Raw genomic sequence first — 15,191 nt, 5'->3', positions numbered from 1 at the left:
CGCTATGGTACCAGTCAGAAGGCGCAAGATATTGATGTTACTTTTTATCATGTCTATTTTAGCTATAGCCTCGGCTCTGGTTTTATATGCTTTAAGGCAAAACATCAGTTTATTTTATACGCCCACCCAAGTAGCAGCAGGACAAGCACCTCTTAATCATTCCATTCGTGTGGGCGGGATGGTTGAAAAAGGGAGTATTATTCGTGCTGCCCAAGGCTTGGGCGTTCAATTTAAAATAACCGATTTTGAAAAAACGATTACTGTAACTTACCAAGGTATCCTTCCTGATTTGTTTCGGGAAGGTCAAGGGATAGTAGCCGAGGGGCAATTAACCGATAATCATTTATTCCGTGCATCACAGGTATTAGCGAAACATGATGCTAATTATATGCCGCCGGAAGTTAAAGCTGCTTTGGCTAAAAAGGTGAATTCATGATAGCAGAGATAGGGCTGTTTTCTTTGATCCTGGCATTAGTTGCGTCTCTAATGCTCGCTATAATTCCTTTAGTGGGCCTGCAACAAAAGCGTATGGACTGGATGGATTCAGCTAAAGTATATGTTGGCCTGCAATTTTTCTTTGTAGCATCAGCTTATATTTGTTTAACTCTTTGTTTTTTAATGGATGATTTTACTGTAGTTTATGTGATCTCTAATTCCAGCCTGTTGTTACCGTGGTTTTATAAACTCTGCGCGGTGTGGGGAGGTCATGAAGGCTCCATGCTGTTGTGGGTTGCTATTCTTAGTTTTTGGATGATCCTGGTTGGCTATCTTAGTTCCAGTCTGGATAAAGAAATGCGCACCCGTGTTTTAGTAGTGCTTGGTTGGTTAAGCATAGGCTTTATTCTTTTCTTATTGACCACCTCCAATCCTTTTTTACGCCAGTTTCAAGTGTTAAATACTCAAGGTCGTGATTTAAATCCTTTATTACAAGATCCAGGATTTTTATTTCATCCCCCCATGCTGTATATGGGCTATGTAGGTTTTTCTGTCGCTTTTGCCTTTGCCATTGCTGCTTTATGGGCAGGTAAAGTTGAGGCAAGCTGGTCTAAATGGACACGGCCATGGACTCTTGCTGCCTGGTGTTGTTTAACGGCTGGCATTACCCTTGGAAGCTGGTGGGCTTATCGAGAACTGGGGTGGGGCGGTTGGTGGTTCTGGGATCCTGTTGAAAATGCTTCTTTTATGCCCTGGCTGGTAGGTACAGCATTACTCCACTCATTGGCTGTAACAGAACAACGACAGCAATTTAAAGCCTGGACTATGTTATTAGCCATTGCCGCATTTTCTTTAAGTCTTATAGGGACTTTTTTGGTGCGTTCCGGGGTTTTAACCTCTGTTCATGCTTTTGCGGTTGATCCTCAGCGTGGGTTATATATCTTGGGATTTTTGTTGGTCGTCATTGGTGGTTCTTTACTGTTATTTTTGTTCAGAGCACAAACGCTACAAACAGGCAGCAGCCCAAGCCCCCTTTCTCGCGAGAGTGCTTTATTATTAAATAATGTATTTTTAGTAGTAATCATGCTGACGGTCTTAATGGGGACAGTGTACCCGTTATTAGTTGAAGGCTTGGGTTTGGGTAAACTATCCGTAGGCGCCCCTTATTTTAATGCAGTTTTCGTTCCCTTGATGATTCCTATGTTGTTATTAATGGGAGTAGGAATTCATTTAAGATGGAGCAGTGACAGTTGGCGCGCTGTTTTTAGAAAACTAAATGGTATTGCTCTGCTTAGCCTGTTTCTTCCTATTATTTTACTGCTCGCTACGACCAATGAATTTAACTATTCAGCGCTGACTGGTTTGATTCTGGCAATGTGGGTTATCTTAAGCACTGGTACTGCGGTTTATAGAAGAATTAATGAGCGCGGTTTGACGAGCATTGGACAAGCTTATTGGGGTATGGTTATAGCACATTGTGGAGTAGCTGCTACTGTAATTGGTATTGCAGTCTCTACTGCATATGGGGTGCAAGACGATGTGCAGTTGGCTCCTGGAAAAAAATTGGATTTAGCGGGATATACTGTTGAATTTATTAGCCAAGAACCTTTGAATGGTCCTAATTATCAAGGGACAAAAACTCAATTTAAAATAAGTCATCAGGGAAGGACTAAACTGATTTATCCGGAGAAAAGACTCTATACGATTGGCCAAATGGCTATGACTGAATCCGCCATAGATGTCACTCCATTCAGGGATATTTATGTGGCTCTGGGTGAGCCTTTGGCCGATGACTCCTGGTCTGTACGTCTTTATTACAAACCTTTTGTACGTTGGATCTGGGCAGGTGGTTTCTTGATTTTGGCCGGTGGTTTTTTTGCCTTAACTGATAGAAGATATTATCAAAAAAGGAAAGTAGTAGCTGCCTGTACCCAGGAGTTGAAGGTATGAGAAGACTCGGATGGCGTATAGTCCCTATTATTCTTTTTTTACTGCTTAGTATTTTCCTTTGGCGAGGTTTGTCTCTGGACCCACATCAATTACCCTCGGTTCAGCTTGGCAAATCATTGCCTGCTTTTACTTTGCCTCAATTACAACAACCAAGTTCTTCTTTTAATTCAACCCAGTTGCGCAACCAAGTGGTGTTACTTAATGTGTGGGCTAGTTGGTGTGAGGCTTGTGTTGAGGAGCAGGTTTTTATGTTGCAATTGGCACGCGAAGGAGTGCCAATCTATGGTTTAAATTATAAGGATAAATCAGAAAATGCCTTGCAATGGCTGGAGCAATGGGGAAATCCCTATAAATTGATTGCCCAGGATATAGAGGGTAAGGTGGCTATTGATTTAGGTGTGTATGGAGCGCCAGAGACTTTTGTTATCGATAAGAAAGGCATAATCCGTTATCGACATGTAGGCATTATGAATCAGGAAGCCTGGTTAAAAGAGATTCTGCCTTTGATGAAGAAATTGGAGCAAAATTCATGAGAACGGTTCGCTTCATTGGTTGCGGGTTCCTTATTTTATTGTTTGCATCATTATCTTTTGCAAACAGTATTTATCCTCTGGATTCAGCTAAAAAAGAAGCCCAATTTAATCATCTCTTAAAAGACCTGCGTTGCCTGGTTTGTCAAAATCAGGATTTGGCTGATTCTAATGCTGAATTAGCAAAGGATTTGCGTTTACAGGTTTATCAATTAGTAAAAGAGGGGAAAACCGACACTGAAATAAGTGATTACCTTACCTCTCGCTATGGTGATTTTATTCTCTTTAACCCTCCCGTAAAAGCGGTGACCCTATTACTCTGGTTTGGTCCATTTTTATTTTTATTATTGGGCTTTTTTATTTTTTGGCGAACTTGTTTTAAGCGAGTTTCTTATGAGTGAATGGTGGCTGGTTGCAGTTCTGGGTGTTATAACATTGATGGCCAGTGTTGTAATTGTTTATCCTTTAAGACGCAATCTTAAAGTGGGCCTATTGGTAATACCCATTATTTTTGCATTAGTTTCAACCGGGTATTTTTTTTGGGGTGGCTTTGCTGAGTGGCAGAAATACATCCATCATAATAATTCACAGATTTTAGCGCAACAAATGCTTAAATCCATTAAGAACCCTCAAGAGTTAATCGATAAACTTAGAGCAAAATTGGATGATAGACCCGAGAGTGCTAAGGGATGGTATCTCTTAGGACGACTATATACCAGTCAAAACGATAATCAGAACGCTTCCAAAGCTTTTGCTAAAGCATATCATCTTAAACCCCAGGAGGAGCAGTTTGCGGTTAATTACGCGCATAGTTTATGGCAGATAAATAATCAGAAATTTAGCCCGGAAATTATAGAAATTTTTGATAGCTTATTGAAAAATAACCCTAAACAACCAGATGCGTTAGCGATGCTTGCCATGAATGCATTCCTGAGTCATGCTTATGAGGATGCAATTGATTATTGGCAACGCCTATTAAGCTTGGCACCGGAGCAGTCAGAAGAAGCTTTAGCGATACGCAAAGCCATTGCCAAAGCACAAGAACATATCAATTTAGGGAGAGAACAGGAATGAGTGATAAAGTATATGAAATCATTGAACTAGTCGGAACTTCTCAGGAAAGTATTGAGCAAGCCATTGATAATGCCATTACGCAAGCAGCAAAGTCATATAGTAAATTGGATTGGTTTGAAGTGTTGGAAACGCGTGGCTTCATAGATGATAAGAAGGTTAAGTATTACCAGGTCCGGGTGAAGATTGGTTGTAACAAATAAGCTGGACTTTTATTTCCTGGAAATAAAAGGATTTCCTCCAATATAAAAACGTAATAACTGATCAGCCCAATGTTTGGCGTAATGAACACCAATTCTTGGTTTTTCAATGATAGTAAAGTTGGGTTGATTGTCCATTTCTGCGATGTAAAATGTATCGCTGATTAAATCATGTTGATTCATTGTTTTATCTATGCGCATGGCTTTGGATAGTAAACCAGGTCCCTGGGTTCGCTCTTGAATGTTTTGGATAGGCTCTAAAGCACGCAATAATACAGCGGAACCGGTTCCTTCCGATTCGGTGACTACATTAGTGCAGTAATACACTCCATAAATCAAATAAACATAAGCAAAGCCCGCAGGTCCAAACATAACTTTAGTTCTTTGGGTCAGACCTTTGGACGAATGAGATGCCAAATCATGGGGGCCAAGATAGGCTTCTACTTCCACTATTTTTCCGATGCGTTCTTGATTTCCGTCATCATGGACTAAGTATTTCCCTAATAGTTCTTTAGCTACTGTGATGGTATTACGTTCATAGAAAGCTCGAGGCAATTGATGCATCATCTTACTCATTCTCACAAAATTCTTTTAAGGCCTTAAGAAAATGGTTTCCATAATGAGTGAGCTTGTGTTGTCCAACTCCCGACACAGCCAGAAGCTGTTCTGTATTTTGAGGTCTTGCTTGAGTCATTTCATGCAAGGTCGCATCGCTAAAAATCATAAATGGCGGTTTATTCTCTTCATCAGCCAGTTGCCGTCGCAAAGAGCGCAAGACTTCAAATAACGGGCTATTACTAGGCTTAATAGCACTTTTCTCTTTAGTTTTCTTTTTAGTTCCTTTGAGATCGTTATGTGGAATAGTAAGGGAAATTTTTTCTTCGCCTTTTAACAGCGGAATGGCTTTAGGATTTAGCTTTAATACATTGAAATGGCTGATGTCCTGGACACAGTAATCTTTATGAATAAGTTGCCAGGCAAGTTGCTTCCAATAATTCGCTGATTTGTCTTTACCTATGCCGAAGGTACTTAAACGCTCATGACCAAATTGTTTTATTTTATCAGTAAGCGTTCCTCTGATTACTTCAATGGTATGAGTTAATCCGAAGCTTTGCTTTAAGCGGTAAATGCAGGAAAGTAGTTTTTGAGCATCTATTGTCGCATCTGCTGTCTCAGGAGGAGTATCACAGACATCACAATAGCGGCATTCAGTGTCACAGGGTTCATCAAAATAACGAAGGAGAATCTGGCGACGACAATGGGTGGCTTCGGCAAAAGCCAGCATGTGATTCAATTTATTGGTTTCTACTCTTCTTTGTTCATCATCTGGGGTATTAATGATCCAGGATCGTAATCGGGCACTGTCAGCTGCATCGTAGAGAAGAAGAGCTTGCGCAGGTAACCCGTCCCGTCCAGCACGACCGGTTTCCTGATAGTAACCTTCAATATTTTTAGGTAAATCATGATGGACAACAAAACGCACATTAGGCTTATCTATTCCCATGCCAAAAGCAATAGTAGCAACAACTATATCAATACGATCATGTCGGAATAAGGTTTGCACTTCACGCCGCTCACTATGCGCAAGTCCTGCATGATAGGCCCGGGCTTTAAAACCCATGTCCTGCAATTTTTCTGCCAGGCGCTCAACACTATTCCTTGTCCCGCAATAGATGATCCCGGATTGTTGGACTTCGGATTGTAAAAATTGATTTAACTGCTTTGCTGCGTTGGTTTTAGGAACTACTTTGTAATGGATATTGGGTCTATTAAATGAGGCGACGTATTTTTTGGGTTGATAATTTAATTTGACTACAATGTCCTGGCGTGTCTGCTTATCGGCAGTAGCTGTTAAAGCAATGATTGGGACTGTGGGAAAATGGGTTTTTAATAACCCCAATGCGGCATATTCAGGGCGAAAATCATGACCCCATTGGGAAATACAATGAGCTTCATCTATAGCAAATAAAGCAATATCACACTCTTCCAAACGCTCCAGAAACGAAGCGCTAATGAGGCGTTCCGGAGCGATGTAAAGTAAATCCAATTCATTATTATGCAGTTGGGCCAGTACTTTTCTAGCTTCCTCGCTGGTTAAGGATGAATTGTAGTAGGCTGCCCGAATGCCTTGTAATTTCAAGGACGCGACTTGATCCTCCATTAAGGCAATTAATGGCGAGACTACTATGCCTACTCCTGACCTGACTATTGAAGGTATTTGATAACACAGCGATTTTCCACCGCCGGTGGGCATTAGGACAAGCACGTCCAGCCCTGAGATGACATCATTTATTATGTCTTCTTGAGGTGCTCTAAAAGAATCAAAGCCGAAATAGTCTTTTAAAACCGTCAGGGCATTTTTATTTGTGCATGTAGGTTGCGCTAAAGTTTCCATGTGATTATTCATATTCTTCTTTCACAGGCGCTGAAAGTTGGCAATAATATCATCTTTTAATTCGGCGTCATAAACAAACTTTGTCCGGTATTTTAAATTAATAACCGATATCTATTGTCCAGATGCCGATTGTGATTGAGTAAGGGGGCACGAGATACTTGTTGTTGCGGATCGCGTTTTTACGATTGAAGAGTGTGGCAATATCGCGATAAGATGAGAGGCTAATAGATATAGGTTCTAAGGACGGTTTATGGATTTTGAATTCACAGAAGAACATGTGGCTTTTCGGGAGATGGCAGCAGATTTTGCCCAAAAAAAATTAGCTCCAATGGCTGATAGTTGGGATGAGCACAGTCAATTTCCAGTTGATGTACTGCGAGAAGCGGCAGATCTAGGCATGGCAGGTATGATGGCTCGCGAGGATATAGGCGGGGCACAATTAACTCGTTTGGATGCTGCATTAATATTTGAGCAGTTAGCCACAGGTTGTATTACTACCAGTGCTTATCTTTCAATTCATAATATGGTTACTTCTTTAGTGGATCGCTATGCGAGTAAAGAATTACGCGCTCAGTGGGGACCTAAGCTTACCTCAATGCAAGTGATATCCAGTTATTGCCTTACTGAACCTGGAGCAGGGTCAGATGCCGCTTCATTGAAGAGCAGGGCAGTTAAAGATGGTGATTATTACGTCCTTAATGGTACTAAAGCCTTTATCTCTGGGGGCAGTGTTAGCGATGTCTATTTATGTATGGTCCGTACTGGAAATGAATCGCATCTGGGAATTAGTTGTTTGTTAATCGAAAAAAATACGCCGGGTTTAAGCTTTGGTAAACTGGAAAAAAAACTGGGCTGGCGCAATCAACCAACATGTATGGTTTATTTTGAGAATTGCCGTGTTCCTGTTGCTAATCGTGTGGGCGAGGAGGGTATGGGATTCAAGCTCGCTCTGAACGCATTAAATGGGGGAAGAGTTAATATTGCTTCCTGTTCCTTAGGTGGGGCACTTGCTTGTTTGCGGTTGACTCAAAGTTACATGCAAGAACGCAAGCAATTTGATAAGCCACTATCAAAAATGCAAGCTTTGCGTTTTTATTTCGCAGACATGCTGACCGATTATGAAGCAGCGCGATTAATGGTCTATAAAGCTGCAAGAGCAATGGATAATGATGATGTTCATGCACCAATGTACTGCGCCATGGCCAAACGTCTGGCTACTGATGTAGCTTTTCGCATTAGTGATAAAGCCATGCAGTTGCATGGTGGTTATGGGTATTTACGCGACTATCAGATAGAAAGAATATTCAGGGATTTAAGAGTCCACCAGATTCTTGAGGGGACTAATGAAATCATGCGTGAAATTATTGCCAAAGCAAGTTTGGATGAAGAATACGTTATTGCATAACAGGAGTTAAGTGATGAATTTGATAGAACAGGAATTGGATAACAGCGGCATTTTAACTTTGACTTTGAATAGACCGGAAAAATTAAATGCGTTGAGCACCGATTTATTAAGCGCTTTAGCCGAATTATTTAGATCAGCAAAAGTAAATCCTAAAGTTAAAGCTTTAATGATAACCGGAAATGGTAAAGCTTTTTGTGCTGGCGCAGATATTAACAGACTTGCTGAATGTAATGCTCAAACGGGCTACGAATTTGCATGTCAGGGGCAAGAGGTATTCCGTCTTCTGGAAACTATGGGAAAGCCCTCTCTTGCTGCGGTGAATGGATTCGCTTTTGGCGGCGGATGCGAGCTGGCAATATCCGCAACGCTGAGAGTTGCTTCCTCTAAAGCCATGTTCGGCCAGCCCGAAGTGAAATTAGGAGTTATTCCTGGATATGGTGGTACTCAGCGATTAGCCCGTTTAATAGGTAAAGGACGCGCTTTAGATTTATGTTTAACGGGCCGCTTTATTAATGCTGAAGTTGCCTTAAATTGGGGACTAGTCAGCGAAATAGTTGAGCCAGAGCATTTAATTGAACAAGGCAAGAACTTATTAAAAGGCATATTAGGCATGGCTCCTTTGGCTATAGCCGGAGTAATGGAAGTGATTGATTATGGCTATGATCTCTCTTTAACCGATGCCTTGCATTTGGAAGCAATTCATTTTGCCAAGGTATGTGCTTCAGAAGATAAAAAGGAAGGAGTGGATGCATTTCTTAATAAGCGTGCTCCAGAGTTTGAAGGAAAATAATAATGATTGAAGAAGTACTTTTTAGTCATGAAGGTTCAATAGGATTCATTACTTTAAATAGACCTAGTGCATTAAATGCTCTTACTTTACCGATGATAATTGAATTGCAGAAGCAATTAGCACTATGGAAAGAGGATGAGCGTATTCATGCTGTAGTTTTGCGTGCCGCGCCCTCTAATGCTTTTTGTGCTGGTGGGGATGTGCGTTGGCTTTATTCACGACGGGGTAATGATTCCGAACAAATGCAATTTTTTTGGCATGAATACCGGTTAAATCATTTTATTCATCAATTTGGTAAACCTTACATTTCCTTGATGGATGGCATTACTATGGGTGGGGGAGTAGGGGTCTCTATGCATGGAAGCCATCCCGTGGCAAGTGAGCGTTTTATTTTTGCAATGCCTGAAACCAGTATCGGCTTTTTCCCAGATATTGGCGCAAGTCATTTATTAACTCAATGCCCTGGTTTTTTAGGCGTCTATTTAGGATTAACGGGAAATAGACTAGGTCCTCAAGATGCTAAGAAAACTGGATTGGTCAAGCAGATCGTTTCTTCTCAAAAAATGCAGGATATGGTCAATGAATTGATCACTATGGATTTATCGGAAGATGCTCATGCGCGCGTGGACCAATGTTTAAACGCCTATGCAAGCTCGCATTCCGAAAATGAAATAAGTCAGATTAAGCCCATGATTGATGTATGCTTTTCACATCCCACGGTTGAAATGATTAGGAACGCTTTGCGAAGCTGTGAAGGAGTTTGGGCGGAAGGAGTGGATAATACTTTAGGACAAAAATCACCTTTAAGCCTTAAAGTAACCCTGTCGCAACTCCAAAAAGCAAAAGGCTTATCCTTGGCAGAATGTTTGAATATGGATTTCGATTTAGTGGGGCATTTTATGCGCGATAATGACTTTTATGAAGGAGTAAGAGCATTATTAGTTGATAAGGATAAAAATCCTCAGTGGAAGCCTGCAAGATTAGATTTAATCTCCGATCATTCGGTAGTTAATTATTTTGAGCGATCCTCCTTTGAATTGGAGCTGATCGTTCCGTAATTATGATCGATTATGACAAAGTAGCCTGTACGCAGTAAACGAAATACAGGAATGAAAAAGTATAGAACACAATATAGAACAGCAATATTATTAACTTATTTCCCGTATTTCGTTTACTGCATACGGGCTACTTCTTATAATGATGACTCCTGTTTTAAGCAACGTTGATTTTTGTATTTTGTACAGTTATGGGCAAAATAGTATTTTAAGTCAGAGACAAATATTTCATTCCCATTATCCATAAGAAAGATTCGCTCAGGTTGTAATTCCACATAATTTGAATCTCTAAGTACTGCTCTATAAAGGGTGTCTGCATAAGAATAGAGCCATTTATTAAGGAAGGGCAGAACTTTCTCCGGATCGTTACTAAAGAAATTATGATAGACGTCAGCCAGTAATTTATTTTTCATATCATAGTTACTTTTAAAATAAAAATTACTGCGATCCTTGCGGTATTCTATAAAAAGGGGAGCATTGGGATTTTTTTTGATTCCAGCAATAACATTTAAAGAAATAATCATTCCTTTAGCCGATTCAATTTTTAATTTTGTTCCTAAAAAATCAGTACCATTATATTCACTAAGATAGGAGTTTAAGAAATCAATTGCTTTATCATCTAAGGGATCAAAATAACTATGGAGGGTGAATTCGGTCGCTAAATTTGTTTCGGGATCATAGGTACATATAATGAACATGTTAATAGTGAACTTATCTGGAGTGATGTTCTGTACTATAGTTTCATCAATTTGTTTATTCACCTGGTCGCAGTCTAACTGGTAATTTTCCAAGCTACCGGAGAGGCGGATAACTTGAGTGGGGTAGTCAATACTTCGCTCAAATTGTTTGTCGTGATTGAATTCAAATTCATTGGAATAAGATCTGACGATTGTATTTTTGTCGACAGGGTTGTTTGAAAAAATCATTGTATCAGTATCAGAGGCTATTTTAGATTGGCTGAAGGCACATAACGGTAGTAAAACAGGAAGCAAAAAATACTTATGTCTCATGGTAAACTCCTTTTTATTTTTAAATTAAATCGTTTAATTTATGTTATGGATTTCATAAAGACACTTAAGATTAAATTATAGTTCAAATTGCCCTTTTAATATGTTGACGCTGCTTTTCCTGGTACTTCATTTCTATGTTTGGAAGGAACAAAATAACGAAAAAATTGTTACTTTCTTTCTTTTCCCTTAGAATTCACTTAATTGTACAAACCATACTTATTTTTAGAGAGCCTTATGTCTGATTTTTATCAAGACTTTAATAAAAGACGAACTTTTGCCATTATTTCCCATCCTGATGCGGGAAAAACCACTGTTACTGAGAAATTACTTTTATTTGGAGGAGCTATTCAATTAGCCGGTACAGTTAAAGGTCGTAAAGCAGACAGACACGCCACATCTGACTGGATGGAAATGGAAAAGGAACGGGGAATTTCTATTACCACTTCAGTAATGCAGTTTGTGCATAATCAGCATGTGATGAATTTACTTGATACACCGGGGCATGAAGACTTCTCTGAGGATACTTATCGAACATTAACTGCTGTAGACTCGGCTCTAATGGTGATAGACGTGGCCAAAGGGGTAGAGGATAGGACGGTGAAATTGATGGAAGTATGTCGTCTGCGGGATACGCCTATTATGACCTTTATCAATAAGCTGGACAGGGAAGGACGTGAGCCTATTGATTTGCTCGATGAAGTGGAGTCTGTATTAGGTATTCAGTGTGCGCCCATCACTTGGCCTGTTGGTATGGGTAAACGTTTTAAAGGAATTTATCATCGTTATGAAGATATAGTGTATCTTTATCAACACGGTAAAAATGCCCAAAAGCAAGAAGCATTACAGATTCAAGGGTTGAATAATCCTCAGTTAGATGAGTTATTAGGCGATAGCGCTCAAGAATTGCGTGATGAAATTGAACTGGTAAAAGGGGCTTCGCACGAATTCAATTTAGAGGAATATTTGGCGGGTAGAATGACTCCGGTTTATTTTGGCTCTGCTATTAATAATTTTGGTATCAAAGAGCTGCTAGATGATTTTGTTCAATATGCTCCAGGCCCTCAGCCTCGCGCAACTCAAGAACGACAGGTCTTACCTCAAGAAGAGGCCTTTAGTGGTTTTGTATTTAAAATTCAAGCGAATATGGATCCTAAACATAGAGACAGAATTGCCTTCTTGCGCATCTGTTCTGGAGCCTATAAAAAGGGAATGAAACTAAGTCATTTGCGTATTGGCAAAGAAGTACAAATAGCTAATGCGTTAACATTCATGGCCGGCGATCGATCTCATACTGAAACAGCTTTAGCCGGCGATATTATTGGTTTACATAACCACGGAACTATTCGAATAGGTGATACCTTTACTCAAGGCGAGCAATTAAAATTCACTGGCATTCCTAATTTTGCTCCTGAATTGTTTCGCTTGGTCCGTCTGCGCGATCCATTAAAGAGTAAAGCATTACTTAAAGGGTTAATTGAGCTTTCTGAGGAAGGCGCAACACAAGTGTTTAGACCTTTAAACAGCAATCAATTAATTTTAGGAGCGGTCGGTGTATTGCAATTTGATGTGGTAGCTCACCGATTAAAACATGAATACAAAGTGGATTGTATTTATGAAACGGTGAGCGTCTCTTGTGCTCGCTGGGTTTACGCAGAAGATGATAAAGCGATGGCTGAATTTCGGACCAAAGCTTTTGATTATTTGGCTTTAGACGGTAGTGATACTTTGATGTATCTTGCCCCGACCAAGGTCAATTTAACTATGGCAGAAGAACGCTATCCAAAAATTAAATTCTGTTCTACCAGAGAGCATTAATAATAAGGAAATATTATTCTAAAGTATCCTGGGTGAAAGCGAAGCTGTAACCCAGGATACTGTTTTTTATCGATTGGGCCTTGTCTTGTAGAGGGCTTGCTTGGCAGTCTAGCCCAGCAATCCCCCTAAGGATCATCGAGAGTTTTTATATAAACGGCCAAAAGAGGTGGGTTATAAATGATTAATTTTTGTACTAAAATTAAAACATAGTACTTTGATACAGGATGAAAATCATGAAAAAATCTCCAGATTCCTCAAAAAAACAAATCAAAGAAAAAATAAAGAAAGATGATTTAAAGAATATTTCTGGTGGTAGTCAAGAGGGCAAACTCACTCGTTACCCTTGGTTGCCAATGAAACCACGTAAACCCAGTTGATAACCGACGATTATTTCTTATCAATAGCAAGTAAGAAGTTTTGATGGCATTTCTGACTCCTGGCCTCTAATCATTGGGCCACCAACAAGCGCAGCCTGGATGGCAGCTTCCTAATTTTATTAGATTTGTTTGGTTTTATTTCGGGAGTTTATTCCGTAGAAAGGGGGCCGCTAGAAATAGATGACTTATCTGCAGTATGTGTCGTTTCATGTAATGGCTCTGATGAAAAGAAACCTAAAGTAGACGTAGATTTTTGGAGTTGGTTACGAGGCTCTAGAAATTGGTTTTGATGCTCTATATCAGGCTCGAGAACCTCCTTAAATTTATCATTATTATTAAATTCAAAAGATGATTTTAATTGAACTAATTGATTGTGATAGTCTGCTGCCTGCTGTAATTTATATTGGGCATAAAAACTGTCAAAGCCCTCCATTTTTTGGGCAACCTGATGAAACAGTTCAGCGCGCGCATGCAGTTCTTCAACAAGCTCAAATGCCTTGGGATGATGTATTGGTGAAAAACTTTTTAGTGCGGTTATTAAATATAGACTTTTAGGGAGGCTGATAATCTTTGCTAAGGTTTCAAACAACTCATCATGCGAATTAAATAGTTCTTTAATTACTGCCGTCTCAGCAACATCTTCATACTCAGTAAAATAAGAGCCAGTTGTAATCTCATATATGAAGTTCCCCAATAAATTAGATAATTTGCTGGAAATTTCTTCTGCAGTACTTTCAGAAGAAAAATTTGCGCCAAAAGTTAGTGCGGGATCAACTCTAACGACCTGGCCATTAGCTAAGCCTATATTGGTATCATCCCAGTCTTGCTCATCTAAAAAACATCCTGCCACTAAAACTGCCGTTAAACCTTTTATGGGTGGATTACATCGGGAATCCAATTCAAATTCCTTTCCATTAATGGAAAGGACGCCTTTATTCTTGTCTAAAGCTACAGCCTCTTGCCAAGTAGAAAAATCATCAATTTTATTAGAAATACGGGCAAATTTGTCTTTATTTTCGGTGTCAGCGTTTTTCAATTTACATGAAAAATAGGTTGGGTAGGGGGAGTTTAATATCAGATGATATAAGTTTCCTGCGAAACTTGCGAACTCAGCGTCAAGAGATTCACTTGTGTCAGTGGTATCCAAAAATAAAAAATTTAGTCGGTCTCTATCCGTATTGCGATTGTTGTAAGAATACATCCATATTTCAACGTTTATTGGCGGATTGCCTGAAACAAGATGAGCTTCTTGCTCCGAATCTATTTTAAAAACTAAAACCTCACGTTCATCATTCCTTCTCTCCAGGAATTCAGAATCATCCTCGCTGTTTTGATTTGTTGAATCATTAGCTTGCATCAATACAATCCCCGTTATAACTATTATTTTAATTGTAGGACAAAAAGTAAACAACAAGTATTGTTTAATGATTTTGACAATCATTTTAAATACAGATTTTTATTTTGCTCATCCTTATTCATCTTGGGAAAGGAGCTTAAATGAAAGTACTAATGGATTAGTGCATCAATATCTCAAAAAAGGATCTTGTTTTGCAAATGAAGTATTAAATCAGTGCTTCGAAGAATATCGTCGCCTGGTCTACTCGTTGACTTGTTAGATGGTTAGAGAATTTGCTGGGCATAATAGCCCAGCCTACGCTTTTTAAAGACAGTATCTATATTTTTGATTCCACAGACTCATTGGAATTGGTACAGGATTTTGGTTGATTGATTTTTTTGATTTAAAATCTGTTGATGATTAAGTGGTACAAGTAGCGCGGACTAAATGATTTCCGAGATTAGTGATTTGGACTTTGGCACCTGAATCAGCACTTAGTTTTATACTCTCGCCAGAGTGCACGTTTAACTTCAGTGATTGTCCAGAGGATAGAATGATGTCATTTATTTTCCCTTTTTTAGCTAATCCTTCCGCAAATAATTCAACGTTTTCATCTTCTGAGGTGATCTTACACGTGGCATCAATTGTCCAGAACATATAATTTATAAATAATTGAGGTTCATGCGAGGGTAATTCATACTCAAGAGTGACTCCTTGCTGAAGCGAATGGCTCATCATTGAATAAGTAGGGGTACTAAAGGATGCTACAGCGGTCAGTAGGGTAAAGCCGATTTTTCGTAACATAAAACTCTCCGTAGTGAA

At 39.5% G+C, this 15,191-nt stretch carries 16 protein-coding genes and 1 pseudogene; 12 read left to right on the top strand and 5 right to left on the bottom strand.

Features of this window, described 5'->3' with window-relative positions:
• The first annotated feature begins 4 nt into the window (after positions 1–4).
• The 6 genes from ccmE to LOX96_RS04990 are packed head-to-tail and all read left to right on the top strand — an operon-like array spanning position 5 to position 4,189.
• Positions 5–436, top strand: coding sequence for a cytochrome c maturation protein CcmE (ccmE, locus tag LOX96_RS05015; RefSeq protein ID WP_250423538.1), 432 nt, complete (start codon positions 5–7; stop codon positions 434–436).
• A complete protein-coding gene (locus tag LOX96_RS05010) occupies positions 433–2,385 on the top strand; it encodes a heme lyase CcmF/NrfE family subunit (RefSeq protein ID WP_250423536.1) in 1,953 nt (650 codons plus the stop codon). Before ccmE ends, LOX96_RS05010 begins: the two co-directional genes overlap by 4 nt.
• Positions 2,382–2,918: a DsbE family thiol:disulfide interchange protein gene (locus LOX96_RS05005; RefSeq protein ID WP_250423532.1), complete on the top strand. Its 537-nt coding sequence runs from the start codon at positions 2,382–2,384 to the stop codon at positions 2,916–2,918. Before LOX96_RS05010 ends, LOX96_RS05005 begins: the two co-directional genes overlap by 4 nt.
• Positions 2,915–3,316 carry a cytochrome c-type biogenesis protein gene (locus LOX96_RS05000; protein WP_250423530.1) on the top strand — a complete coding sequence of 134 codons (402 nt, stop codon included), beginning with the start codon at positions 2,915–2,917 and terminating at the stop codon, positions 3,314–3,316. Before LOX96_RS05005 ends, LOX96_RS05000 begins: the two co-directional genes overlap by 4 nt.
• Positions 3,309–3,989, top strand: a complete 681-nt coding sequence (locus tag LOX96_RS04995) for a tetratricopeptide repeat protein (protein ID WP_250423527.1) — start codon at positions 3,309–3,311, stop codon at positions 3,987–3,989. The genes LOX96_RS05000 and LOX96_RS04995 overlap by 8 nt, the downstream gene beginning before the upstream one ends.
• Positions 3,986–4,189 (top strand): dodecin, encoded by a 204-nt coding sequence (locus LOX96_RS04990; protein ID WP_250423524.1) that lies wholly within the window; start codon positions 3,986–3,988, stop codon positions 4,187–4,189. Before LOX96_RS04995 ends, LOX96_RS04990 begins: the two co-directional genes overlap by 4 nt.
• 9 nt (positions 4,190–4,198) lie before the next feature.
• On the opposite strand, the gene LOX96_RS04985 is transcribed toward LOX96_RS04990, so the two are convergent.
• Both LOX96_RS04985 and recQ read right to left on the bottom strand, forming a co-directional pair.
• A complete protein-coding gene (locus LOX96_RS04985) occupies positions 4,199–4,750 on the bottom strand; it encodes a DNA-3-methyladenine glycosylase (RefSeq protein WP_250423569.1) in 552 nt (183 codons plus the stop codon).
• 4 nt (positions 4,751–4,754) lie between these two features.
• Positions 4,755–6,581 carry a DNA helicase RecQ gene (gene recQ, locus LOX96_RS04980; RefSeq protein WP_250423568.1) on the bottom strand — a complete coding sequence of 609 codons (1,827 nt, stop codon included), beginning with the start codon at positions 6,579–6,581 and terminating at the stop codon, positions 4,755–4,757.
• A gap of 250 nt (positions 6,582–6,831) precedes the next feature.
• Here recQ and LOX96_RS04975 point away from each other — a divergent pair, with 250 nt between their 5' ends.
• Genes LOX96_RS04975 through LOX96_RS04965 form a run of 3 tightly spaced genes read left to right on the top strand, consistent with a single transcriptional unit; the run spans position 6,832 to position 9,834 of the window.
• A complete protein-coding gene (locus LOX96_RS04975; protein WP_250423523.1) occupies positions 6,832–7,986 on the top strand; it encodes an acyl-CoA dehydrogenase family protein in 1,155 nt (384 codons plus the stop codon).
• A gap of 13 nt (positions 7,987–7,999) precedes the next feature.
• A complete protein-coding gene (locus tag LOX96_RS04970; RefSeq protein ID WP_250423522.1) occupies positions 8,000–8,776 on the top strand; it encodes an enoyl-CoA hydratase/isomerase family protein in 777 nt (258 codons plus the stop codon).
• 2 nt (positions 8,777–8,778) lie between these two features.
• Entirely contained in the window at positions 8,779–9,834 is a 1,056-nt protein-coding gene (locus tag LOX96_RS04965; protein ID WP_250423521.1) for an enoyl-CoA hydratase/isomerase family protein, read from the top strand.
• A 134-nt stretch (positions 9,835–9,968) separates the two neighbouring features.
• On the opposite strand, the gene LOX96_RS04960 is transcribed toward LOX96_RS04965, so the two are convergent.
• Complete coding sequence (locus LOX96_RS04960) at positions 9,969–10,841, bottom strand: Lpg0189 family type II secretion system effector (protein WP_250423518.1); 873 nt, start codon at positions 10,839–10,841, stop codon at positions 9,969–9,971.
• 234 nt (positions 10,842–11,075) lie between these two features.
• Here LOX96_RS04960 and LOX96_RS04955 point away from each other — a divergent pair, with 234 nt between their 5' ends.
• The gene (locus LOX96_RS04955; protein ID WP_250423516.1) at positions 11,076–12,656 is read left to right on the top strand and encodes a peptide chain release factor 3; all 1,581 of its coding nucleotides are present in this window, start codon (positions 11,076–11,078) and stop codon (positions 12,654–12,656) included.
• Between the two features lie 233 nt (positions 12,657–12,889).
• Positions 12,890–13,033 carry a hypothetical protein gene (locus tag LOX96_RS04950; protein WP_250423514.1) on the top strand — a complete coding sequence of 48 codons (144 nt, stop codon included), beginning with the start codon at positions 12,890–12,892 and terminating at the stop codon, positions 13,031–13,033.
• A gap of 148 nt (positions 13,034–13,181) precedes the next feature.
• On the opposite strand, the gene LOX96_RS04945 is transcribed toward LOX96_RS04950, so the two are convergent.
• Complete coding sequence (locus LOX96_RS04945; protein ID WP_250423512.1) at positions 13,182–14,390, bottom strand: hypothetical protein; 1,209 nt, start codon at positions 14,388–14,390, stop codon at positions 13,182–13,184.
• 85 nt (positions 14,391–14,475) lie between these two features.
• Between LOX96_RS04945 and LOX96_RS17685 the strand changes: the two are divergent.
• A pseudogene (locus LOX96_RS17685) lies at positions 14,476–14,577 on the top strand (IS30 family transposase); the annotation flags it as partial.
• A gap of 212 nt (positions 14,578–14,789) precedes the next feature.
• On the opposite strand, the gene LOX96_RS04940 reads toward LOX96_RS17685, so the two are convergent.
• Complete coding sequence (locus LOX96_RS04940) at positions 14,790–15,173, bottom strand: hypothetical protein (RefSeq protein WP_250423510.1); 384 nt, start codon at positions 15,171–15,173, stop codon at positions 14,790–14,792.
• Between the last annotated feature and the right edge of the window lie 18 nt (positions 15,174–15,191).

It is taken from the genome of Legionella maioricensis (assembly GCF_023618015.1).
GTDB classification, from domain to species: domain Bacteria; phylum Pseudomonadota; class Gammaproteobacteria; order Legionellales; family Legionellaceae; genus Legionella; species Legionella maioricensis.
This window is presented reverse-complemented; position numbering and strand designations above follow the sequence as displayed.

Excerpts from the sequence above, each read along its gene's own strand:
- ccmE (WP_250423538.1), top strand. The coding sequence starts at position 5 with ATGGTACCAGTCAGAAGGCGCAAGATATTGATGTTACTTTTTATCATG.
- LOX96_RS05010 (WP_250423536.1), top strand. The coding sequence starts at position 433 with ATGATAGCAGAGATAGGGCTGTTTTCTTTGATCCTGGCATTAGTTGCG.
- LOX96_RS05005 (WP_250423532.1), top strand. The coding sequence starts at position 2,382 with ATGAGAAGACTCGGATGGCGTATAGTCCCTATTATTCTTTTTTTACTG.
- LOX96_RS05000 (WP_250423530.1), top strand. The coding sequence starts at position 2,915 with ATGAGAACGGTTCGCTTCATTGGTTGCGGGTTCCTTATTTTATTGTTT.
- LOX96_RS04995 (WP_250423527.1), top strand. The coding sequence starts at position 3,309 with ATGAGTGAATGGTGGCTGGTTGCAGTTCTGGGTGTTATAACATTGATG.
- LOX96_RS04990 (WP_250423524.1), top strand. The coding sequence starts at position 3,986 with ATGAGTGATAAAGTATATGAAATCATTGAACTAGTCGGAACTTCTCAG.
- LOX96_RS04985 (WP_250423569.1), bottom strand. The coding sequence starts at position 4,750 with ATGCATCAATTGCCTCGAGCTTTCTATGAACGTAATACCATCACAGTA.
- recQ (WP_250423568.1), bottom strand. The coding sequence starts at position 6,581 with ATGGAAACTTTAGCGCAACCTACATGCACAAATAAAAATGCCCTGACG.
- LOX96_RS04975 (WP_250423523.1), top strand. The coding sequence starts at position 6,832 with ATGGATTTTGAATTCACAGAAGAACATGTGGCTTTTCGGGAGATGGCA.
- LOX96_RS04970 (WP_250423522.1), top strand. The coding sequence starts at position 8,000 with ATGAATTTGATAGAACAGGAATTGGATAACAGCGGCATTTTAACTTTG.
- LOX96_RS04965 (WP_250423521.1), top strand. The coding sequence starts at position 8,779 with ATGATTGAAGAAGTACTTTTTAGTCATGAAGGTTCAATAGGATTCATT.
- LOX96_RS04960 (WP_250423518.1), bottom strand. The coding sequence starts at position 10,841 with ATGAGACATAAGTATTTTTTGCTTCCTGTTTTACTACCGTTATGTGCC.
- LOX96_RS04955 (WP_250423516.1), top strand. The coding sequence starts at position 11,076 with ATGTCTGATTTTTATCAAGACTTTAATAAAAGACGAACTTTTGCCATT.
- LOX96_RS04950 (WP_250423514.1), top strand. The coding sequence starts at position 12,890 with ATGAAAAAATCTCCAGATTCCTCAAAAAAACAAATCAAAGAAAAAATA.
- LOX96_RS04945 (WP_250423512.1), bottom strand. The coding sequence starts at position 14,390 with ATGCAAGCTAATGATTCAACAAATCAAAACAGCGAGGATGATTCTGAA.
- LOX96_RS04940 (WP_250423510.1), bottom strand. The coding sequence starts at position 15,173 with ATGTTACGAAAAATCGGCTTTACCCTACTGACCGCTGTAGCATCCTTT.